Origin of the sequence: Salipiger aestuarii, assembly GCF_003259905.1 — a bacterium.
GTDB classification, from domain to species: Bacteria; Pseudomonadota; Alphaproteobacteria; order Rhodobacterales; family Rhodobacteraceae; genus Salipiger; species Salipiger aestuarii.
Genome location: NZ_QLMG01000041.1, coordinates 18,198 through 38,722 on the forward strand (window position 1 = coordinate 18,198; position 20,525 = coordinate 38,722).

A 20,525-nucleotide genomic window follows, 5' to 3' on the forward strand; every position below is an offset into this window, starting at 1 on the left:
TCCGGCCGGGATGACCGCGCTGTCGAGCCCGTCGCAAACGACCCGCGCCCGTGCCGCAACCGGCAATATCAACACGGACGCGTGCAGGGGTGAATTTCGCCGGTGCCTACGACTGGTTCAGCACCCGCTCGGCCATGATGATGGAAACCGGCCGGCAGATGACCCCGGTGGACCCGCCAGCGAACGCCATGGGCGCAAACACCGACCTCAGCACGATATAAATGCCCGCCAGCGCCGGGGAGATCCGGGGCGTGCCCTGTTTCGCCGCCCCCCCCGGCAACAGCTTTTCCTCGTGCACGGCGCGTTCGGTGTTTTCGGCTACCGCGATGACGGTCGCACCGGTTTCCAGGGTCACCCCGAAACCGGCCGCACTCAGCCGGTCGAACCGCGAAACCACGCCGGCACGGTCATCAGCGCCGGCGCCCTGGCAAAGGCCGGGTGGCGCATGAACACAGCTCTGCAATCCATCCGTGAGCATGGTTACGGCGGAAATGGCCCCGGCATCGGTGACCCCGCCGTTCTGGTCGGTGATCGCGGCGCCGACGGACAGGTTTTTCAGACGCCCCAGGATCGGCGCCTCGTCCGCCGCGATACCGCCGGGCATCACCCGGTCTTTGCTGCTCGGTCGGTTCGCGCCGCCGGGCAACGCCGCCCGTCGCGGCGAAGGCGGTCAGGGCGCCCCCCGCGGCTCCAGCACCGCCCGCATGCGGCCCGGCGTCACGCCCACCTTCAGGAATTGGCCTGGCAGGATACGGGTTCCCGCTTTCTCGAAACCGAGCCGCCGATCGCGGGCGCCGCTGGTGGTCGACACATTGACGCCGGGGGCCGCCCTTTCGCCCGCGCTGGAACCGGCGCCGCCCGTTTCAAGGTGCAGCGCGATCCGAAGCCATGCACCGCGCGTCCGGTGCTCCGTCTCAAGGTGGCGGATCGCGCCGATGCCGCGGCTGGATTCCGCGACATCCACATAGACCGGGTCGGATTGCGTGGCCGCGGCGCCGGGTTTCCGGACGGGGAAGAATTTGTTCGTCTACGCACGAAACCCGAGCTTTCATCGGAACGAACTCCGCGGCCTGGGCAATATACTCGCCGCGCCACAGGCATGTGGCGGGCCGGCATCGGGGCAAGGTGCCTGCGACGCCAAGGCCCGTTGCCTCCGGCGCGGGCTGGTTTCACAATGGCCCCGACCTGAACGCCCCCGGCCATATGCCTGTCGTCAGCGCGTTCAGCCCACGCAAAGGAGTGTTTCGCCATGCCAAGGCTCATCCGTCTGTATCTGCGTCAGGTGGTCGCCGGATTCGCGCTGTCCGCGGTATTCGTCGGCCTGCTGCTGTGGCTGAACGTTGCGAACCTGTGGCATCTGGTGACGTCCAGCGATGCGGGGATGCTGGCGGTGTTTCTGCTCTGGCTGTTCAACGGGCTGGTGTTCGCGGGGGTGCAATTCGCGATTTCGATCATGCGGATGCAGGACGCGGGTACGCCCCCCGCCGGCGGCAAACGCACCCCGGTGACGCAGATGCAGCCTGTGCCTCTGCCGGTACGGGACGCGCACACCACGCGGCGACCCGCCGAAAGGCGCCTTTAGCCCCGCGAGGGGTGGAAGAAATCGCATTTCAGAGTCGGGGAAAAGTGGCGGGAACCGCGGCGACCGTAGGGTTATCTCATTCCCGAGGACCTGTATATACAGGTGGGCGCCAGGTAACCGGACCAGGGCCCGGACAGAGCCAGCTCCCTCGGAATTGCTTAAGGCCACCGGAATGCAACCCTGACACGAGAAGCGCAGAAACCCGCCTGACCCCGATGTAGGGGCGAGGGGGCGGCCCGGCAATCCCCCTGTTTCATCTTTTCGTCAAGCGCGTCGGCACCACGCGGATCAGGTATCCGTGCGGGGGCCGGTCGCGAAACCGTAGCGGTCCAGTTCTTCGGGCAGCAGTACATAGATTTCGTCCGACGGAGTGGTCAGCGCGTGTTGCATCACCATGGGATCGATGCCCATCTCGTCGAGGTAGACCATGACATCGCCCTGCCCGCGCTGAATGCTCTCGACGGCGACAAAAGCAGGCAGGATCGTGCTTTCGCCGAAATAATGCTGGTGAACCCCGATCGAGGCACCGTCTTCGATGCGGCGCGCCGTGCCGCCCGCGAACAGGTAGGGACAGGCGGAATAGCACACCTCGCCGCGCAGCATCGCCGTGCCGATCCCGGCGCTGCGCAGATGCCGCCCCAGCGCCAGCGCGTCCCGCACCGACCCGCCCGGACTTTGCAGGATCACCGTTTCGGGGGCGGGAACGGTAGCGTTCAGCTGTTTTATCATCCGCGCGGCATCGCCGCTGGCGATGGCGCCTTCCAGCCGCCAGGTGTCGCCGTCGATCTGCGTCAGGGCCAGGCGGTCGGGCAGTTCGCCGGGGTCGCGCACCGGGTCCAGTGCCGGGCGCTGGTAATCGGGGCTGTAGCGCCTGCGCTGATCGCCGGGGCGGACCGGCTCGGTCAGCCGTGGGGCGCCCGGGCCGAAGGACGGCATGCGCAGGCCGGTCTGCAGGTCTCCGACCACCAAAAGCGCGCCAAGCAGGATCTGGAACCCGAGGATACCGGCAAGCACGCGGGCAACCGGCGCGCGCATCAGACTGCCTTGTCGCCGGAGGCGGGACCGTCCAGTTGGCGCCGCGCGGCGGGCGGCAGCCGCGCCAGATCGGATTCCACATCCCTCAGGGCCGACAGTGCGGCGCGCAATTCCGCCAGGCTCATGCTGTCCTCGATGCCGGTCCCCTCGCGGTTTTCGCGGATCGCCGCCTGGGTCACCGCAACGATGAACACCAGCACCGCCGGCAGCAGGTCGATGGCAATCGCCCCCGCCCAGGACGGTACGAAGTTGCGCGCATAACGGATCACCGCGTCGGCAGAGGACACCGGCGTGTAGGTCACCTCGGGCGCGGGGGTCATGACGGTGACATCGCGGGCGGCCTGTTCCAGCGTGGCGGCCCGGCTGGCAAGCACCCCCAGCACCGAATCGATGGTGGCGGTCTGGTTGCCGCGAATTTCTTCGGTGCTGCCGTCCAGATCGGGCAGCACGACCGAGGCGGACAGATCCTGCGCCGCGCGTTCGACCAGCGAGGCCACGGACAATTGCCGCAGCTGCGCGATCAGCCCCTGCAACTGTACCGCCGCTTCGGAAAATTCGACCGACCGCGCCTCGACCGCGCCCGGCTCGACCGTGAGCGCGCGCATCCGCGACAGGATTTCATTGCCGCGCTGGAACGCGTCCTGCACCAGCGGGGTCTGCCCTGCGATCTGGGTTTCCAGCGATTGCAGTTCGGCGGATTTCTGGCGCAGGACGCGGAACACCGCCCCGCGCCCGGCAAGACCCGACAACGATCCGGCGGCCTCTTGTTCGGACAGATCCTCGAAGCTTTGGCGCACGCGGGCGACGTCGCGTTCCAGCGATTGCGCCGACAGGGCGATTTCGTGGGTGCGTTCCAGCGAGGCCTGATAATCCTGCACGGTCCTGGCAAGGTGCTGCTCGACCGCTGCGGACCCCGCCAGCGCGGCGGCGTTCAGCCACGACGACATGGCGATGATTGCCACGCATCCCGCCGCCATCGCCATCAGCAACCCGGCGCGCGCACGGGCGGTGCGCACGGCGGGAAACAGCCGCATAAGATAGGACCAGAACACGAAGATTCCCACCGACACTGCCACCGAATAGGCGATCGCGGCAAAGACCGACATAGCCCCGTTGTCGTCCAGCAGCGTAGACACCCCAAGATAGGTATAGATCCCCGACGCCACTGACAGCACGCCCAGCGCGCTTCCCGAAAAGCTATCGAGCCAGCTCAGATGGTCCTGAAGTTCGCGCGCATGGCGCACGCCTCGGGCCCGTGGGCCTTGGGGGTCGGTCATCGCGCGCGTCTCCGAATGTTGCATCCGGCTCAAGATAGGATCGCGCCCGGCTCAAGGAAGGGTGAACCTGCGCGGACTTGCCTTTGTTCACGAATTGTTCATAGTATCGTCGCATGACCATCGCTCCATCGACCGCGACAGACGCTCTTATGATGCCCGGCCAGGTGCTTGCGCGGGGCGTCTGCCGCCACTTGTCCGCCGGCCACGGCTTTGCCGTTGTCGAGGAATTCGTGCCCGAGCGCGGCAAGCGTGTCGACGTGATGGCGCTGGGGCCAAAGGGCGAAATCTGGGTGATCGAATGCAAGAGCAGTCGGGCGGATTTTATGTCGGACGGCAAATGGCAGGGCTATCTGGATTGGTGCGATCGCTATTTCTGGGCAGTCGATGACCGGTTTCCGACCGATCTGCTGCCCGAGGGCACCGGGCTTATCATCGCCGATGGCTATGACGCCGAAATCCTGCGCATGGCACCAGAAACAAAGCTGTCCGGCGCCCGTCGCAACGCGCTGGTGCGTCGCTTTGCCGGCCATGCGGCGCGCCGTTTGCAGGCCCTGCGCGACCCCGGCGCGATGCTGGACGGCCCTGGCTGAAACACCCGCCCCACAGTCTAGCGGCGCGGTTTGGCCCGGCGCGCCGTGGCGGCTGCGGCGCGCAGTTCTTCGGCGATTTCCTCGGCTTCCTCCGGCTCGAAATCCATCGGAATCTCAAGATCGCCCGCAAGAATGTACAGCCGTATCATCCCCTGATCGGTCGGACCGATCTGAAGGTTCGCTTCGATGTCGCGTTCGGTGTTGATGCTCATGATCCGTGTCCTGACCACGGCCCTGCGCCGCAGGACCAGAATGCGCGCAGGCCTAGCGCCCGTCCGCTTGATTTGCAAGCGCGCGGCTGCGACCCTGCGCCGATGACCGCGGCGGGTTTGCGCCGGGTCGATCAAAACCGTTGCATCGCGACAGGGTCGCGGGTGTCGCGCGACATTGGGCCCGCGCGCTATTGCAGCCGGATTCCGGCTTGCAATCGCCGGACCACGACGCTATGTCCCCGCGCAGGCCGCCTTAGCTCAGTAGGTTAGAGCGCTTGATTGTGGATCAAGAGGTCACCCGTTCGAGCCGGGTAGGCGGTACCATATTCCCCCTTAGGATCAATGTGCAAACGGCGGGTTGTCCGCGTGCCCCTCCGGCTTGATGCAACCCGCGCTCCCGGAAGGCGGTCACGCGCCGCGCAGCCGATACCAGACTACAGCGCCGCCACCCCCCCGATCGTCGGCGGCGCGATAAGGATGCGTATTGTCGTACCAGCGTCGCCACACGGCGGATGCAAAGCCAGCTTCTGGCCTCGTGCGGGTTCGTCGGAGTCATTCACGATTTCAAAGACGATGTGCTGGGCGGCGGGCGTCAGCGGCTGGAAAGCACCGAAACCCATGCCGGCGCCATCGAGGCGATGCTGAATGAACTGCGCGCGCACGCCGCAGACGTTCAAGCGCTCACCGACCTGGACACGATCCAGCACACTGTCGCTGCCTACCGACTTTTGTTGCGCAAAGAAGGTAAAGCCCGGTGTTCCCCTTTCCCCGGACACACCTATCCCACGGGCTCGGTGGCAGCGATGCCAAGCGCGGTGTCGCCGTTCAGCACGGCGGCGCGGACCTGGGGTTTCGGCGACCTGACGATCAAAGTCGCGTGCCATGAGGTGCTGTTCCAACAGTTTCATACGGGGCATCTTCGCCTCGGCGCGGCTTCGGCGGTGGTACCCGCCCCGCTTTCGCCAGATCGCACGGCCGAGGTATTTCGATGCGCGCAGTGTTTCGTTCCAGGCGATCGCACCCCCGGTCGAAGGCTTCCAGGGCTTGGCGTTCTTGAGAGGAGGAGTATAATGGTACGGGTGCCCCGATCGGCTACAGCGTCGTGACACATGCGCGTATCGTATGCGCCGCCTGCGGTGACCGTGCCGATCTCCTGATCGGCGGGGAGTTGGCTGAGCAACTCGGGCAGCATGGGCGCATCCCCGACGTTGCTACCGGTGACCTCGATGGCCCGGATCTCCAGCGTCGACACCGATATCAGCCTTGCGCCATAGTCGCCGTTTCGCGCCACCATGTATTGCGGGCGTGCCACTCGCCTGCACCCTCGGCCTTGATGCCGGTGCTGTCGACCAGCAGGTTCAAAGGCCCCTTCGAGCCGCGATAGGGGATGGTCACTGCCAGGGTTTTCTGACGCCAGCTCACAGGGTGCTGAAATCCGGCACGGCCCAGTCGAGGCCGATCAGCCGCAGCAGGCTCTCGACAACCCGGTCGTTTGCCGGAGGGCCATGCCCAACGTCAGGCACGTCTGCATCGCGGCATGGCTATATTGAGGCTGTCGGTGCCGGTTGGCGGTGGCACCCACACCATGCCTGGATCGAACCAGATCGTAAGCGAGCCCCGGCGCTTCAGCGCGTTGTTGTAGGCTGGCCAGTTCTTGATCTTGTAGGTCGGCGGTATGGGTCTGCTCATCCAGACCCGCTACCATGCTGGATTCACGAGATACCCCCCTCGGCTTTGCGCAACAAAGCCGATCACCGTGCCGGGGGCCATCTGCTTTGGCGATGCAACCCCGGCCAGCCCGTCGCGGATGGATGCGAGTCGCGATATCATGGCCGAATCGGGCGCCGCTTGCGTGTTTGCCGTGCCGCAATGCGCCCCCGGCTGATTTCGGCCGTGACCGGGGGCACCCCGATCAAGCTGGCCGAGCTTGATCCGCCGGGCATGGCGATCCCGCAGTGCCCCGGCTTTTATCCCGCGCTGACCGAGGAACTCGCCAACCGGGGCGCCGAAGGAATCAGCGGCGGCCGGAGAACATCTCCAGCGTGACTCCGGCCGCCTGCAGGGCCGCGCGCACCGCCCGCGCGATCAGCAGCGCGGTCTTGCCATCGCCGTGCAGGCAGATGGTATCGACGGCGGCGGGGATATGCTTGCCGCTTTCGGTGATGATCGCGCCCGCCCGGACCATTTCGACCATACGCGATGCCGCCAGATCGGGGTCGTGGATCACCGCGCCCGGCAGCGAGCGGTCGACCAGCGTGGCATCGTCGTTATAGGCCCGATCGGCAAAGATTTCCCCGGCCCAGCGACACCCCAGCGCCTCGGCCGCCTCTTGCTGGCAGGTCGCCGCCAATACCATGACGATGATCTCGGGATCGACCCTCAGCGCGCCCTCATAGGCGGCGCGGGCCAGGGTCGCATCTTCGGCGCACATGTTGGCCAGTGCGCCGTGCAGTTTCAGGTGACGCACCTTGCCCCCGGCGGCATCCGCCATCGCTTGCGCGGCGCCCAGTTGATAGGCGACAAGATTGCCAAGCGACGCACCGCCGATCTGCATCCGGCGCCGCCCGAACCCCTGCAAATCGGGAAACCCCGGATGCGCCCCGATGCCGGTGCCATTCGCCACGGCGGTATCCATCGTCGCGGCCATCACATCCCAGTCGCCCGCGTGCATCCCACAGGCAATATTGGCCGAGGTGATGACCCCCAGCAAGTCGCGGTCCTGCCCCATCGTCCAGGGGCCGTAACTTTCACCCATGTCGGCGTTCAGATCAACGGTGGTCATGCGGGGCTCCTAATGGTCTTGGTGATCGCCGGTGGAAAAGCCGCTGACCAGCTTGTGGCCCAGCAGATCGGGAACATCGGCGGGGTGGCGCAGGATGGGCTGCGCGTGGCGCGGCAGCCCGGCGATATGCTTGCGCCAGGCAGTCTCGGCGGCGAGCGCCTCGTCCATCGTCACGAACCGAAACGCCAGACGCGCGCCCGTCGGCGCCTGGGCGATGCGTGGCAGATCCGCCGGGATGACGGTGGCAAGGCGCGGGTAGCCCCCGGTTGTCTGACACTCTGCCATCAGCACAAAGGGCGCGCCGTCGCCGGTCATCTGGATGTCGCCGGGGCTGATCACCTCGGACACCACCGAAAGTGCCCCATCAACTCCATAGCCGCCGCCGTCGGGGTTCAGCCTGACGCCCATGCGGTTGGCGCGAGCATCGCGGGTGAACCCTTCGGCGGCGAATCTTGCCAGTTGGTCGGGGGGAAAGAACGCCGTCTGAAGGCTTTCGACCACGCGCAGCCGGCCTCCGGTGAAGCGGTCGGCGACGGGCAGCTTGCGCCCCGTCTCGTGGCCTGTGTCGTGGCCGACGGTCAGCCGGGTCCCGGCCTTGATCGTGGCCCCCAGCCCGGCGGTCAGATGCGCCGAGCGGGCGCCCAAGATCTCGGGGGCCTCGAACCCGCCCCCGACGTGCAGATACCCGTAGGCGCCCGACGTGGCGGGACCGATGTCCAGGCGCGCGCCCCTGGGCAGCAGGTGCGAGGCGTGCCAGACCACCACCGCATCGTCGATCCTTGCCCGCATCGGCGCGCCGGTCAGCGCGATGCGCAGGTCCGCGCCGGCCTCGAACAGGCCGCCCATTCCGCCCATCTCAAGTGCCACGGCATCGCGCTGGCCCAACAGCGCGGCGCCCTCGGCCAGCGCCAGCCGATCCATGGCGCCGCCCCGCGACAGCCCATATGCGATCCAGCCGGGGCGCCCCTTGTCCTGCAAGGTCAGCGCGGGACCGGCCCGATGCACGATCAGCGCGCGCGTCATGCCAGCATCTCGCTGTGGACACCGCCGCCCGGGACGTGACGCATGTTTTCAAACGCCGCCTCGTCGATGGGCGCGAAAACCACCTCATCCCCCGGCGCCAGCAAGAACGGCCGCTCGGCCTCCACCCGAAACAGCGTCGCGGCGGTCTGCCCGACATGGCGCCAGCCGGTCGGCGCGGTGACGCCGAACAGCACCAGCTGACGGATCGCCACCACCAGCGCGCCCTTGGGCACCTTCGGGGTCAGCGCCTGTTGACGCGGAATGTCCCAGCACTCCGGCAGTTCGCCAAGATAGGGCTGACCCGGAGAAAACCCCAGCGCGGTGACCCGCACGCGCGTTTCCGACAGGGAGGCTATGGCCTCGGACTCTGAAAGCCCCGCGGCGGCAGCCGCTTCGCCCAGTTGAGGCGCAAGCTTTCCGCCATAGACGGTGGGAATGCGATGAAGCCATCGCCCGTGCGGAAGATCCGCGCCGAGCCAGTCGCGTTCCGACATCAAAGCGTCAAGCCGGGTGCGCAGCGCCGCGTGCGAAAGATACAGCGGATCGAACCGCACATAACACGACACCAGCGAGGAGGAGCTTTCCTCGATCCCGTCCCAGCCCTGCGCGTCCAGTTCGGCCCGAAACGCAATCGCAGCGCGGTTGGCAGGCTCGCTCAGCCGGTCGCCGAAACTGACCAGCATACCATCCACTCCGACGGTTCGGATGATCGGGAAAATAGCGCCATCCAAGGCCATGCGCGCCCTCGCCTGCATCTTTGATTGCGCGCGCAGCATTGACGATCAGGTCCGCCCCTGCAACCGTCAAGCGGCGCGAGCGATTCCACCGGCGTAAAATACTCCGGAGTGAAAGCCCCGGCACGCGGCAACGGGCATCGGCCCGTCGTCAGCCCAGGATGCGCTTCATCGCGGCAAGGAACGCGCCGACCTCGCCTTCGGTATTATAGTGGCACAGCGACACGCGCACACAATCGGGCCGACCCAGCGGCGTCAGCACGTTCCCCGAATAGCCATCGGCCTTGCGCGTGTGGACCCGAATGCCTTCGTCCGACAGCGCCCGGACGATGTCGGGCGAGGCGCGCCCCTCGACGTAAAAACTGACCAGCCCTTCGCGTGCCGGGTTGTCGACGCCCCCGACGATGCCCACGCCCGGCATTTCCGCCAGCCCCGGCAGGTTGCCGGTGCCGTGCAGCATGGCGCTCGTCAGCACCGCCTCATGGTCGTGGATGGCGCGGCCCGCGGCCTCGATCCGTGCGCGCCGGTCGCTGGCATCGCTGACCCGCGCGCCGAGCCAGTCGAAATAGCCGACCACATCGGAAAACGTCGCATAGGCGCCAGTGTCGCGGGTCCCAAGCTCCCACGAGCCCTCGGGCGCACCGATCAGCGCATCGTGACGCAGCGCGCTCAGCCGGTCCGACGCCCAGGCCAACCCGTAGCCATGCCGCGAGAACATCTTGTAGGGCGAAATCACATAGCCATCGACGCCCGCCGCGGCAAGGTCGATGCGGCCGTGACAGGCGTGCTGGATGCCATCGACAACGATCAGCGCGTCAGGGGCCACCGCTCGGATCGCCGCCGCGATGCCGGGCAGATCCATCGCCATGCCGGTGACCGGCGAGGTGTGCAGAATGGTGGCCACCATGACATCAGGCGTGACATGCGCGGCATAGGCTTGCGGCGTCACCACCCCGGTGGTGTCGTCATGGGGGATCAGAACGTGCCGCTTGCCCGCCACGCCGGCCCAACGCGCGCAGGCGCTGCGCGAGGCGGGATGTTCCAGGGTCGAGCCAAGCACCACCCCATCCGGCGCCCCAAGGCAGGCAACCGCGATCAACCGGAACAGCAGCTCGGTCCCGGATTCGCCCACCACGATCCTGCCGCCCCGCGCGTTCAGGAACGTCGCCGCATCCGCCCGCGCGGTGTCGATCACCGACACCAGCGCCCGCGAGGCGGCGTTGTCGCGGCCCTGATTGTCGGGAATGGCGGCGAATTTCGCAGTGGTGTCCACAACGGCATTCAGCGTCAGCGCCCCGCCGGCGTTCTCGAAAAACACCCGCGGCCCGGTAAAGGGGCAGGTGTCTACATGCGCGAACCTGCTGCGGATGTCATCCAGCAGCGCGGGGGTGATCGTGGTCAATGCCTGGTGTCCTTTTGCCGCGCGACTTCAGCGGCGTCGATCGCCTGCTCGACATCCTCGGGATCGGACGACGGGATCGCATAGCTGCCGGTCAACCATTTCGCGAGGTCGATGTCGGCGCAGCGGCTGCCGCAGAAAGGCCGGTATTTCGCATCCGACGCGCGGCCACAGATCGGACAGCTCATGCGCGCACCTCATGCAGGGGCACACGCTCGCGTTTGCGTTGCAGTTCGATCAGGCCAAGCTGGGTCCAGCCCGCCACGATGGTTTCACACGCATCCTGTCGCAGAGCGGCGCGCAGCACCTGTTCCATCTGGCGCCGGTCCTTTTTGGGCGCGGGCGCGGGATCGACCAGCACCTGCCCGCCAAGGCCGCGCAGGCGCAATTGCCGGGGCAGTTCGCGCAAGGCCGCCATGTTCGCCTTCAACCCCGCCGCCGGAGAGCTGTCGTTGCCGGTGTTGATGTCCACCGCCACCAGCGCGCGCGTCGGTTCGATGCACATCGACCCGCCGCCGGGCAGATCAACCAGCGGCGCGCGCAGCGATTCGATCATGTCCAGCACGTTGTGGCGATCAAAGCTGCCCGGTTCAGGGTCGACATCGCCGGTGCCCCATTCGCGCCACGCATGGGTATGCGGACCATCGCCCGCGACCAGAACCTCGGCTTCGCCCTGATCGTCGGCAAGCACCTGCGCGGCAAGGCGCACCATCGCCTGAATGTCCTCGGCGATGTCGTCGGCATGGGCATCCGCGCAGGAGGACCGCAAGATCAGCCCGTGTTCGCCCTCCATCACCTCATGCGCGACGGACAGCAGGTCGTCGCGCAGATCGTCGTCGCGGATCTGACGCGAGACGTTGATGCCGGGGGCGCCCGGAGTGACGATGGCATAGCGCGACTTGAACAAAAGGCGCGTGTTGACCGGAATCGCCTTGCCGGGTTCGGCATAGCCCGAAACCTGAACCACCAGCGACTGGCCCGGGGACAGCCCCTTGACCTGCCGCAGGAATGCGTTGCCGTCCGGCGTTTCCAGAAACATCCCGCCCTGCCCCTTCATCGGGCGCAGCGCGACAGCGCGATAGATCGTCCCCGGAGCGGGGCGGTCGCTGTCGACAAGCAGGTCCTGAAGCTGGCCATCCACGATCAGGGCGGCGGCCTCGGCCCCGCCCAGCGTGTCCAGCGCGATTGTCTGTCCCTTCATGGTGCCGGGTATAGCGGGAAACCCGCCGCCTGCAACAGGCCTGCGGTTTCCGCCAGCGGCAACCCCACGACGGCGGTAAAGCTTCCGCCAATCCACGGGATAAACGCACCGGCAGGTCCCTGAATGCCGTAGCCGCCCGCCTTGCCCCGCCAGTCGCCGCTGGCCACATAGGCGCGCATTTCGGGGACGGACAACCGCTTCATCCGCACGTCGGTGACGACATCGCGTTCCCAGACACGGGCGCCGCGCCTGAGCGCAACGGCGGTAATCACCTTGTGGCGACGCCCGGACAAAAGGGTCAGGAAGGTTTCGGCCTCGTGTTCGTCGACGGGCTTGCCGAGAATGCGGCGTCCCAGCGCGACGGTGGTGTCGGCGGTCAGCACGATTTCATCGTCGGCACAGGGAATCGCGTCGGCCTTTTCGCGGGCCAGACGCACGCAATAAGGGCGCGGAAGCTCGGCCTTGCGCGGAGTTTCGTCGATGTCGGGGGGGCGAATGTCGGACGGCACGAGCCCAAGCTGGGCCAGCAGCTCGCGGCGACGCGGGCTGCCCGAACCAAGCACAAGCTTCATGCGCCGGCCCGTGCCGACACCGTCCGCCAAACGGATTTTTCCGTGGAATACAGGCCCATGCGAGGCTTACTTGAAGCGATAGTTGATCCGACCCTTGGTCAGATCATAGGGGGTCATTTCCACCTGGACCCGGTCGCCCGCCAGAACGCGGATGCGATTTTTCCGCATCTTTCCTGCCGTATGCGCGATGATTTCATGGCCGTTCTCGAGTTCGACCCGGAATGTCGCGTTGGGCAGGAGTTCCTTCACGACGCCGGGGAATTCGAGAGTGTCTTCCTTGGCCATGTTGTCTCCTGAAGTGGCAATTCCGCCAACAGCGCGGAACGCGTCAGGATATGCGCCCAAACCCGCCGGTTTTCAAGAGCGGAATCCCGCAAATCACGAAAGGTCCCGCAATTCGGCGGGACCGTCACGCCCGGCCTGCTCGTCCCAGTGGGAGCGGTTGAGCACGACGCCATCCTTTCGGACCCGCGCCACCGCGTCAAGGTCGAGTGTGGCATAGGTCCAGCCGGGCTTGTCCATCGCACCCTGCGCCAGCACGCCATCGGCGGGAAAGCCGGTATCGGGCGGCCCGAAGATACCGCCCGCGCCATGATTGGTTTCCACCGACCAGGACCAGTCGCAATCGCCCACGGTGGACGACATGACCGTAACGCATTGCTGTTCCAGCGCGCGGGCCATGGACCCGATGCGCACGCGGTTATAGCCATGCGCGGCCTCGGTACAGGACGGCACCAGCAGCATGTCAGCGTCCATCAGCGCCCGCGCCAGCAGCGGATATTCGCTGTCGTAGCAGATCAGAATGCCGATCTTGCCAAGGCTGGTATCGAACAGCGCCAGCGGACCGCCGCCGATGACGCCCCAGTCCTCGCGTTCGAACCGGGTCATGATCTGCTTGTCCTGATGCCCCATGGCGCCCGAGGGCACGAACAGACGCGCGCGGTTCACCGGGCGATCGCCGATCCGGGCATCGAACACCGGGGCAGAGGCGGCAAGGATGTGCACGCCGTGTTTCCTGGCAAGTTCGGCATGCAGCGCATCGACAGCGGGAATACGATCGGCCACCGCGTGCAACGACGTTTCAAGATCCATGGCGGCGGCACGGCCCGACAGGGTGGCAAGCTCCATCGCGCCGTATTCGGGAAAGACCATCAGGTCGGCGCCGTTGCCCGCCGCCTCGCCCACCCAATCGGTGAGCTTGGCGACGTAACCATCCCAGCTGTCCAGAAAATCCATCTTGTAGGCGGCGGTGGCGAGTTTCATGCTTGGGCTCCGATTTAGGGCGAGGCCCCGGAATATTATCGGCCAGAACAGGCCGGGGCGCTTCGTCGATGGGTCATTCGAAGAAATTGATTCAAAACTGCAAGCAATGATCGCATTCAAACGGCCGGTCCGGGTCTTTCCATCGCAAATGTGCAACCGCACGCGAGTGAACCATCGCCGCGCTTGCGCCGGAACGGGTCGAACGCGGCAGGACCGGCCGGTTTCGACGGGTGCTTCGGCGGGCGCCGCGCCACCCAGACGGTCGACGGGGCGCAGCCAGGCGCGCGAACGTGGTCCTGACCCAAATCAAACACGCGTTGTCCGATCTCCTGCCCCCCGCCGTCGCGCCGCCGGACAGATTCGGCGCGGTAAATCGCGGCGCTCAGGTCGATGCTCCTCCCGCCGAACGCGGCGGCGAATTCATCCGACCGATCCTGGATACGGGCGCCTGTCGCGGCACCGACAAGGCGCGGCCCATCGAAGGCGCCGGTCAGCACGGCGGTATCGCCGTCACGGTCGGTGCCGACGGACGGCGTTCGTTGTCCGGTTCGCCGTCATACAGGCAGGGACAGGCGCACGACACCGACGCGCCGCTGACTCGCGGTGACGTGACGGACGACATCGCCATCCAGGCAGACCGGCATTGCCCCGCTGTCCCTGGCGTCGAAGGCGGCGACATCGCGGGTGATCGCGTCCGTCGCGGTCATGTCTTTCCCCATCTGGTCTTGAGCTTGTCGCGGATCTGGTCGCGGGTCTGGCGATAGGCGTTCAGCTTCATTTCGCGGGATTCACCCAGCCCGGTGGGGTCCATGATCGGCCAATATTCCACCGTCAGGTGATAAAACCGGGTCAGATCCAGCGCCGCCCGTTGCGACGCGGGCGACATGGCCACGACCAGATCGAAACCCGACAGCGCCTCGCCCATTTCTTCAAGCTCGTCAAAGCTGCGCGACTTGTGGTTGTCAAGTTCGACCCCGATTTCGCGGCACACCGCGATGGCAAAGCCGTCGACGTCCAGATCGTTCACCACGCCGACCGACTGCACATAGGTTTCGAAACCGTAGAGCTTTTTCATGATGCCCTCGGCCATGGGCGAGCGCACCGCGTTGTGGTCGCAGCAAAACAGCACCGATTGTGGCAGGTCGACCAAACCTCAGCCCCCGAAATGCAGCACGCAGATCAGCGTGAAGAGACGGCGCGCGGTGGCGTCGTCGACGTCGGCCTTGCCTTCCAGCCGTTCCTGAAGAATGCGTGCGCCTTCGTTGTGGATGCCGCGCCGCGCCATGTCGATGGTTTCGATCTGACTGGGAGCGCCGGTCTTGACCGCGTCAAAGTAGCTTTTGCAAATCTGGAAATAGTCGCGGACCACCTGCCGGAAGGGCGACAGCGACAGGTGAAATTCGGCACAGGGGTGCTCCGCTTCGGTCGCCACGTCGAAGACCAGCCGCTTTTCGCGGATCGCCAGCGCCAGCCGATAAGGGCCGTCGGGCGCGGGGCGGCCTTCGCGGTCAGGCAGAATGAAGCTGTTTTCTTCCATGAGGTCGAACATCGCCACCCTGCGCTCCTGCTCGATCTCGGGCGTGGGCGGCGGCAGGTTGGCATCGTCCAGAACAATCTGTGAGATGTGGCTCATGGGCATCATCCTTGTCAGGGTGCGACAGAACTAACCCGGCCCTTGAGACGGCGCAACGGCCATGGTCTGCGCAGCGGGGATATTCACGAACAGCGTGCTTCGAGGTGCGGCCAGCGCCAGTTCAGGACGATCCGCATTCCATGTCTTGTTGACGCCAGAGGAGATTTCGCCACGCCAAACCGGTCCCGGCTTTGGACGCAAGGGCAGGCACCGGCAACGGGACCGCCTGACCGAGGCGCAGACCCGGCACACCGAAGGCTGGCGCGTTTCGATCATCGAGGTGGACGCCGAAACGGGCCGTGGGGGTGCCGGTTCCGCGCAAAAGGCTGGCGGCACGGCACCCATCGGTCTTTGCCGGGTCGCTGCGGCCCGCATTGCCCCGCGGAATGACGCTGTTCGACCTGCCGCGCGCGCACGTCGCCCATGATCGCTGCGAAGACGCCATGCTCACGCCGGGCTGCCCGGCAAGCGCCCTGCCCGCCCCGGCTGAAGCCGCACGCGCGGCGGGCGCGGGATCACTTGTTAAGCTTGCGCAGCCGCGCGGCAACGCTAAGCCCGTGCGCCTGTAGCCCTTCTGACGTGGCCAGCGCCTCGGCGGCGGGGCCGATCGCGCGCAGCGCCTGCGACGACATCTGCGCCAGCGTGGTGCGCTTGAGGAAATCCAGTACCGACAGCCCCGACGAGAACCTGGCCGAGCGCGCGGTGGGCAAGACGTGGTTCGGCCCGCCGACGTAATCGCCGATGGCCTCGGGCGTCCATTGCCCCAGAAAGATCGCCCCGGCGTGGCGAATTCCGCGCGACAATGCGTTCGGGTCAGCGACGCACAGTTCAAGGTGCTCTGGGGCGACACGGTTCGACAGTTCGGCCGCCTCGTCCAGATCACGCACCACGATCACCGCGCCGTAATCGCGCCAGCTTGCGCCCGCGATGGCGGATCGTTCCAGGATCTCAAGCTGCCGGTCGATTTCAGCCGCGACGGCCTGGCCAAAGGCAGCGTCGGTGGTCACAAGGATGGATTGCGCGCTTTCGTCGTGTTCGGCCTGGCTCAGAAGATCGAGCGCGATGAATTCGGGATCGTTGTCCGCATCGGCGATCACCAGAATTTCGGACGGGCCGGCGATCATGTCGATGCCGACCTTGCCGAACACCCGCCGCTTGGCCGCGGCGACAAACGCGTTGCCCGGCCCGGTGATCTTGTCCACAGGCGCGATCGTCTGGGTGCCATAGGCCAGCGCGGCGATGGCCTGCGCGCCGCCAAGACGGTAGATTTCATCGACACCAGCGATGCGCGCCGCCAGCAAAACCGCCGGATTGACCACGCCATCGGGGGTGGGAACGGTGATGCACAGCCGTTCAACCCCCGCCACCTTGGCGGGAATCGCGTTCATCAGCACCGACGACGGATAGCTTGCAAGCCCGCCGGGAACATACAGACCCGCCGCAGACACCGCCGTCCAGCGCCAGCCCAGCGTGGCCCCGTCGGGATCGGTCCATTGCGCGTTTTCGGGCATCTGGCGCACATGATAGGCGCGAATACGCTCGGCGGCCATTTCCAGCGCGGCGCGTTCCCGTGCGGGCACCCGGGCGCATTCGGCCTCGATCTCTTCGGGGGTAAAGGCCAGTTGGCCAGCGGTCAGATCAAGGCGATCGAACCGCGCGGTGTAGTCCAGCAGCGCCGCGTCGCCACGCGCCCGCACATCGGCGATGATCGCGGCGACGATATCGTCTACATCGGGGCTGTCTTCGCGCTTGGCGGTCAGAAGGCGCGCAAATTCAACCTCGAAATCGGGTTCGGACGTATCCAGAAAGACAGGCATCGCGTCTCCTTTCGCAAGCTTGCGACGCTCCTAAGGGGGAGCAAGGGCAGCAGCAAGCCCGCGCTGCGACCTTTGGCGCGGCCAGGCCCCGTATACTAGGTTCCGTGATCCGGCATCTTGCCGGACACAGCCGTGTAGGGCTGCGTCACGTCGCGCAGCCGCAGTTCCAGCGCCTCGACATGCGCCCGCAACGCGCCGTCCCCGGCAAGCGTGAACAGAACCTGACCGGTACCATCCTCGCCGGGTTCGAACCTGACCGAGAGGATCGACAGAACCGCGTCGGCATCGCCCGGAGTGACGCCTTGCGCCGCCACCCCCAGGACGTTGTCGACCACCAGCATGGCGCGCACCCGTTCGGGCGGATCGACATGCGCGCCGTCCTCGCGCCGCAACCGGTTCACCAGCAGCGCCAGACGCTGGTGTCGTTTCTGCCATGACACATCCGCCGCGGTCAGCACCGCGTCCTGCAACAATGCCGACAGCACGGACAGGTCATCCGGGTCCATCGCCCCAAGGTTCAGCGGAGCGCCGCCCGCATCTTCGAATTTTGCATCCTGGCTCACGCGTCTTTCACCCGTTCGATTTTGGCCCCCACCGCGGACAGTTTGCGCACAACGTGTTCGTAGCCGCGATCAAGGTGATAGACACGGCTGACCGTCGTCTCCCCCTCGGCCGCGAGACCGGCGAGAATCAGCGACACGCTTGCGCGCAGGTCCGTGGCCATCACCGGGGCCCCTTTCAGCTTGTCCACGCCCGTCACCGTCGCGGTGCCGCCGTGAACCTCGATCCTTGCGCCCATCCGCATCAGTTCGGGCGCATGCATGAACCTGTTCTCGAAAATCTTTTCTTCAAGGACCGATGTGCCTTCGGCGGTGCACAGCAGCGCCATCATCTGCGCCTGAAGGTCGGTGGGAAATCCGGGGAACGGTTCGGTGGTGACATCCACCGCCCCGACGCGACCGTTCTTGCGCGCCACTTTCAGGCCGCTCGCCGTTTCCTCGACCGAGATTCCGGCGGCGTCGAGCTTTTCGCAAAAGGACGACACCAGCGCGATCGTGCCCCCAAGACATTCGACCTCGCCCCCACAGATCGCCGGGGCCAGCATATAGGTGCCAAGTTCGATCCGGTCGGTGACCACGCGGTGCGTCGCGCCGCCCAGCCGGTCGACGCCCTGAATGGTGATGGTGTCGGTGCCCTCGCCTTCGATCTGGGCGCCCATCTTGCGCAGGCATTGCGCCAGATCGACGATCTCGGGCTCGCGCGCGGCGCGTTTGATGACCGTGGTGCCCTTGGCCAGTGTTGCCGCCATCAGCGCGTTTTCGGTCGCCCCGACGGAGACAAACGGAAATTCGATGACCCCGCCGCGCAGCCCGCCCGTTGGCGCCTTGGCATGCACATAGCCTTCGCGCAGATCCAGTTCGGCCCCCAGCGCCTCCAGCGCGCGCAGATGCAGATCGACGGGGCGCGCGCCGATGGCGCACCCGCCGGGCAGCGATACCTCGGCGTGCCCGTAGCGCGCCAGCAGCGGTCCAAGCACCAGGATCGACGCGCGCATTTTGCGAACGATGTCGTATTCGGCGCGAGTTGAGGTCAGCGAATGGCTGGACATTGCCAGCACCTGACTGTCCTGCAATCCCTGCACCTCGGCTCCCAGCGACTGCAACAGCGTCGTCATGGTGCGGATGTCCGAAAGGCGCGGCGCGTTGGTCAGCGTCAGCGGCGCGTCCGACAGCAGCGTGGCGGGCATCAGGGTCAGGCAGGCATTCTTGGCCCCTGCAATCGGGATCTGACCCGACAGCGGACCGCCCCCTGTGACGACGATGGAATCCATATCCTACTTGTCCTTTTTACTGCTCGTGTCAGCCGGGGGTTCGCCCTTGGCCGGGGTTCCGGCACGGGCCTTTGCCTGTGCCTTCCTGCGGGAAAGATTCGCCTTGAGCGCTGCTTTCAGCCGCGCCTCCCGGCCCTCGCCACCCGATTTTCCATTGTCTGTCTTGCGCTCCATGACCCTTCTTTAGAGCAGCGACGAAAAAGCGTCCAGATTGGGCTTGCGCCCCTGCGAAATTGGCTTTAGAGAGCCGCCCACACCACATGGCGCAGCGCGCCAGACGGTGTCGGCGCTGCATCGGCCAGAGATCAGACATTTCCTGGAAACGGGAAGGTTTCTGCCGAAAGAGTGCCGTGACAGAAAACGATTTTCCGGTGCCCAGCCGTTTTTCAAAAACGGTCCTGGGTGGTTTCGGACGATCAAGATGCTGTGGTAGCTCAGTGGTAGAGCACACCCTTGGTAAGGGTGAGGTCGAGAGTTCAATCCTCTCTCACAGCACCATCTCGCTTTTTGGCTCCAAAAATTCCCTAAGTACCTGAAAGGGAAAGATAAATTTGGAGTTTCATACGCCCCGTTTTGACTGCACCTGAGAGGCTCTGCAAACGCCAGTCTGAGCACAGTTTGACGCACTGCAAAGTCTCCGTTTTTCCAAAGATTCCAGGGGCTTGAAAGAAACTTCAGAGAGAGTTCAATACAGTCCTCCAGCCGTCCCTTTGGCGGGACGGATTTGTTGATCTTCTCCTGCAAGACCAGCTTGTCTCGCTCCAATTTCTCGATACGCGATTCATAGGCCCGTACAACGGAGGCACTGTTCGCTTCGACGATCCGATCCAGCATGCCTTCAAGCTGGCCATCGATATCAGCAAGTTGCTTTTGAAGCGCTTCCTTTTCACCAAGAGCCAGAGCCAGCCGCATGTTCCATGCATCACGCAGCATGGCCTTGGCGAGCTCGAACAATTCCTTAGCTGGCATCATACCTTTGAGGATGTTGGCAAAGCCTTCATCCATCTTGGCGACAGGAACAGACTTGCCCTTGTTTTCACAAGTGCGCGTCTGACAACGGTAATAGGCATAGTGGCGATACTTGCCTTTCGACCAAACACCCGTCATCGCATTGCCGCAGCAGTCACACGCAACAAAACCTCGCAGCGGGAAATCTTCATTGATATCGGCTCGCGCCGCTGGCCGTCTCTTCTTGCCTTCCAGCACGTCCTGAATTTGCTGATATGTCTCAAAGTCGATCAGACCCTCGTGATGTCCTTGGCGAACATGAACGCCCCATTTGGGCGCTTCGACGTAGCCCGCATACAGACCATTACGGGGCATTGTTGCAGAACTCTCGCGGTGGAGGATTCACATCACGAATCCATGTGGTTAGACGGATGGCATGAGCAAGCCCAAACCCGCCCGCTACCGCACGACGAATTGGTCCGCCTACAACGCTGCGCTCCGCAAGCGCGGGTCTTTGCTGATCTGGCTGGACAAGGAGATGGCCTGGCACGCGCCGAATGAGGGCCGCCCTGGGCGCCCGCCGGTGTTCTCGAATGCGGCGATCCAATTCTGCCTGTCGATCAAAG

General features: G+C 65.5%; 26 protein-coding genes, 2 tRNA genes, 1 other RNA gene and 2 pseudogenes. 5 read left to right on the forward strand and 26 right to left on the reverse strand.

The window, feature by feature from the left end; genetic code table 11:
* Positions 1-106: 106 nt before the first annotated feature.
* Entirely contained in the window at positions 107-604 is a 498-nt protein-coding gene (locus ATI53_RS17450) for an efflux RND transporter permease subunit (protein ID WP_111550984.1), read from the reverse strand.
* Between the two features lie 66 nt (positions 605-670).
* Entirely contained in the window at positions 671-964 is a 294-nt protein-coding gene (locus ATI53_RS17455) for a hypothetical protein (protein WP_111550985.1), read from the reverse strand.
* Between the two features lie 285 nt (positions 965-1,249).
* Here ATI53_RS17455 and ATI53_RS17460 point away from each other — a divergent pair, with 285 nt between their 5' ends.
* Complete coding sequence (locus tag ATI53_RS17460) at positions 1,250-1,582, forward strand: hypothetical protein (protein ID WP_009505059.1); 333 nt, start codon at positions 1,250-1,252, stop codon at positions 1,580-1,582.
* 47 nt (positions 1,583-1,629) lie between these two features.
* On the opposite strand, the gene ssrS is transcribed toward ATI53_RS17460, so the two are convergent.
* The 3 genes from ssrS to ATI53_RS17470 form a co-directional block, all read right to left on the reverse strand.
* Positions 1,630-1,786: non-coding RNA, 6S RNA (ssrS, locus tag ATI53_RS24595), on the reverse strand.
* 84 nt (positions 1,787-1,870) lie between these two features.
* Positions 1,871-2,617 (reverse strand): COG3904 family protein, encoded by a 747-nt coding sequence (locus ATI53_RS17465; RefSeq protein WP_009505058.1) that lies wholly within the window; start codon positions 2,615-2,617, stop codon positions 1,871-1,873.
* The gene (locus ATI53_RS17470) at positions 2,617-3,894 is read right to left on the reverse strand and encodes a hypothetical protein (protein ID WP_034452736.1); all 1,278 of its coding nucleotides are present in this window, start codon (positions 3,892-3,894) and stop codon (positions 2,617-2,619) included. The genes ATI53_RS17465 and ATI53_RS17470 overlap by 1 nt, the downstream gene beginning before the upstream one ends.
* A gap of 113 nt (positions 3,895-4,007) precedes the next feature.
* On the opposite strand from ATI53_RS17470, the gene ATI53_RS17475 reads away from it, so the two are divergent.
* Positions 4,008-4,484: an MmcB family DNA repair protein gene (locus ATI53_RS17475; RefSeq protein ID WP_051989487.1), complete on the forward strand. Its 477-nt coding sequence runs from the start codon at positions 4,008-4,010 to the stop codon at positions 4,482-4,484.
* 17 nt (positions 4,485-4,501) lie between these two features.
* Here ATI53_RS17475 and ATI53_RS17480 read toward each other — a convergent pair whose 3' ends face one another.
* Positions 4,502-4,696, reverse strand: a complete 195-nt coding sequence (locus ATI53_RS17480; protein WP_009505055.1) for a DUF6324 family protein — start codon at positions 4,694-4,696, stop codon at positions 4,502-4,504.
* A 247-nt stretch (positions 4,697-4,943) separates the two neighbouring features.
* On the opposite strand from ATI53_RS17480, the gene ATI53_RS17485 reads away from it, so the two are divergent.
* A tRNA-His gene (locus ATI53_RS17485) sits at positions 4,944-5,020 on the forward strand.
* Positions 5,021-5,130: 110 nt separating this feature from the next.
* On the opposite strand, the gene ATI53_RS23025 is transcribed toward ATI53_RS17485, so the two are convergent.
* The 19 genes and pseudogenes from ATI53_RS23025 to ATI53_RS23415 form a co-directional block, all read right to left on the reverse strand.
* Positions 5,131-5,403 carry a hypothetical protein gene (locus ATI53_RS23025; protein WP_146609952.1) on the reverse strand — a complete coding sequence of 91 codons (273 nt, stop codon included), beginning with the start codon at positions 5,401-5,403 and terminating at the stop codon, positions 5,131-5,133.
* Positions 5,404-5,474: 71 nt separating this feature from the next.
* Positions 5,475-6,385, reverse strand: a pseudogene (locus ATI53_RS17490) (IS5 family transposase).
* A 325-nt stretch (positions 6,386-6,710) separates the two neighbouring features.
* Positions 6,711-7,478: a LamB/YcsF family protein gene (locus tag ATI53_RS17495; RefSeq protein ID WP_009505111.1), complete on the reverse strand. Its 768-nt coding sequence runs from the start codon at positions 7,476-7,478 to the stop codon at positions 6,711-6,713.
* Positions 7,479-7,487: 9 nt separating this feature from the next.
* Positions 7,488-8,501 (reverse strand): 5-oxoprolinase subunit C family protein, encoded by a 1,014-nt coding sequence (locus ATI53_RS17500; RefSeq protein ID WP_111550986.1) that lies wholly within the window; start codon positions 8,499-8,501, stop codon positions 7,488-7,490.
* The gene (locus ATI53_RS17505; protein ID WP_034452767.1) at positions 8,498-9,238 is read right to left on the reverse strand and encodes a 5-oxoprolinase subunit B family protein; all 741 of its coding nucleotides are present in this window, start codon (positions 9,236-9,238) and stop codon (positions 8,498-8,500) included. Before ATI53_RS17505 ends, ATI53_RS17500 begins: the two co-directional genes overlap by 4 nt.
* A 148-nt stretch (positions 9,239-9,386) precedes the next feature.
* The gene (locus tag ATI53_RS17510) at positions 9,387-10,637 is read right to left on the reverse strand and encodes an aminotransferase class V-fold PLP-dependent enzyme (protein ID WP_111550987.1); all 1,251 of its coding nucleotides are present in this window, start codon (positions 10,635-10,637) and stop codon (positions 9,387-9,389) included.
* Positions 10,634-10,822 carry a DNA gyrase inhibitor YacG gene (locus ATI53_RS17515; RefSeq protein ID WP_009505107.1) on the reverse strand — a complete coding sequence of 63 codons (189 nt, stop codon included), beginning with the start codon at positions 10,820-10,822 and terminating at the stop codon, positions 10,634-10,636. The genes ATI53_RS17510 and ATI53_RS17515 overlap by 4 nt, the downstream gene beginning before the upstream one ends.
* Positions 10,819-11,835, reverse strand: a complete 1,017-nt coding sequence (locus ATI53_RS17520) for a ribonuclease E/G (protein WP_009505106.1) — start codon at positions 11,833-11,835, stop codon at positions 10,819-10,821. Before ATI53_RS17520 ends, ATI53_RS17515 begins: the two co-directional genes overlap by 4 nt.
* The gene (locus ATI53_RS17525) at positions 11,832-12,407 is read right to left on the reverse strand and encodes a Maf family protein (RefSeq protein WP_009505105.1); all 576 of its coding nucleotides are present in this window, start codon (positions 12,405-12,407) and stop codon (positions 11,832-11,834) included. Before ATI53_RS17525 ends, ATI53_RS17520 begins: the two co-directional genes overlap by 4 nt.
* A 66-nt stretch (positions 12,408-12,473) precedes the next feature.
* On the reverse strand, positions 12,474-12,692 hold the full coding sequence (infA, locus tag ATI53_RS17530) for a translation initiation factor IF-1 (RefSeq protein ID WP_005620785.1): 219 nt from the start codon (positions 12,690-12,692) through the stop codon (positions 12,474-12,476).
* Positions 12,693-12,785: 93 nt separating this feature from the next.
* Positions 12,786-13,670 carry a carbon-nitrogen hydrolase family protein gene (locus ATI53_RS17535; protein WP_111550988.1) on the reverse strand — a complete coding sequence of 295 codons (885 nt, stop codon included), beginning with the start codon at positions 13,668-13,670 and terminating at the stop codon, positions 12,786-12,788.
* A 116-nt stretch (positions 13,671-13,786) separates the two neighbouring features.
* The gene (locus tag ATI53_RS17540) at positions 13,787-14,167 is read right to left on the reverse strand and encodes a hypothetical protein (RefSeq protein ID WP_111550989.1); all 381 of its coding nucleotides are present in this window, start codon (positions 14,165-14,167) and stop codon (positions 13,787-13,789) included.
* A 57-nt stretch (positions 14,168-14,224) separates the two neighbouring features.
* A complete protein-coding gene (locus ATI53_RS23410; protein ID WP_170134611.1) occupies positions 14,225-14,377 on the reverse strand; it encodes a hypothetical protein in 153 nt (50 codons plus the stop codon).
* Positions 14,374-14,820 (reverse strand): arsenate-mycothiol transferase ArsC, encoded by a 447-nt coding sequence (locus ATI53_RS17545; protein ID WP_009505101.1) that lies wholly within the window; start codon positions 14,818-14,820, stop codon positions 14,374-14,376. The genes ATI53_RS23410 and ATI53_RS17545 overlap by 4 nt, the downstream gene beginning before the upstream one ends.
* A 3-nt stretch (positions 14,821-14,823) precedes the next feature.
* A complete protein-coding gene (locus tag ATI53_RS17550) occupies positions 14,824-15,303 on the reverse strand; it encodes a UPF0262 family protein (RefSeq protein ID WP_009505100.1) in 480 nt (159 codons plus the stop codon).
* A gap of 515 nt (positions 15,304-15,818) precedes the next feature.
* Positions 15,819-17,120 carry a histidinol dehydrogenase gene (gene hisD, locus ATI53_RS17555; protein ID WP_111550990.1) on the reverse strand — a complete coding sequence of 434 codons (1,302 nt, stop codon included), beginning with the start codon at positions 17,118-17,120 and terminating at the stop codon, positions 15,819-15,821.
* 95 nt (positions 17,121-17,215) lie between these two features.
* Positions 17,216-17,683 carry a DUF2948 family protein gene (locus tag ATI53_RS17560; RefSeq protein WP_009505097.1) on the reverse strand — a complete coding sequence of 156 codons (468 nt, stop codon included), beginning with the start codon at positions 17,681-17,683 and terminating at the stop codon, positions 17,216-17,218.
* Complete coding sequence (murA, locus tag ATI53_RS17565; protein WP_111550991.1) at positions 17,680-18,951, reverse strand: UDP-N-acetylglucosamine 1-carboxyvinyltransferase; 1,272 nt, start codon at positions 18,949-18,951, stop codon at positions 17,680-17,682. The genes ATI53_RS17560 and murA overlap by 4 nt, the downstream gene beginning before the upstream one ends.
* A gap of 3 nt (positions 18,952-18,954) precedes the next feature.
* Positions 18,955-19,125, reverse strand: coding sequence for a hypothetical protein (locus tag ATI53_RS23415; protein ID WP_009505095.1), 171 nt, complete (start codon positions 19,123-19,125; stop codon positions 18,955-18,957).
* 249 nt (positions 19,126-19,374) lie between these two features.
* Between ATI53_RS23415 and ATI53_RS17570 the strand changes: the two genes are divergently transcribed.
* Positions 19,375-19,449 (forward strand) — tRNA-Thr (locus ATI53_RS17570).
* Positions 19,450-20,007: 558 nt separating this feature from the next.
* Here ATI53_RS17570 and ATI53_RS24480 read toward each other — a convergent pair.
* Positions 20,008-20,274, reverse strand: a pseudogene (locus tag ATI53_RS24480) (recombinase zinc ribbon domain-containing protein); the annotation flags it as partial.
* A gap of 61 nt (positions 20,275-20,335) precedes the next feature.
* Here ATI53_RS24480 and ATI53_RS17580 point away from each other — a divergent pair.
* The coding region (locus ATI53_RS17580; RefSeq protein ID WP_211315404.1) for a transposase at positions 20,336-20,525 on the forward strand (190 nt) is incomplete at its 3' end.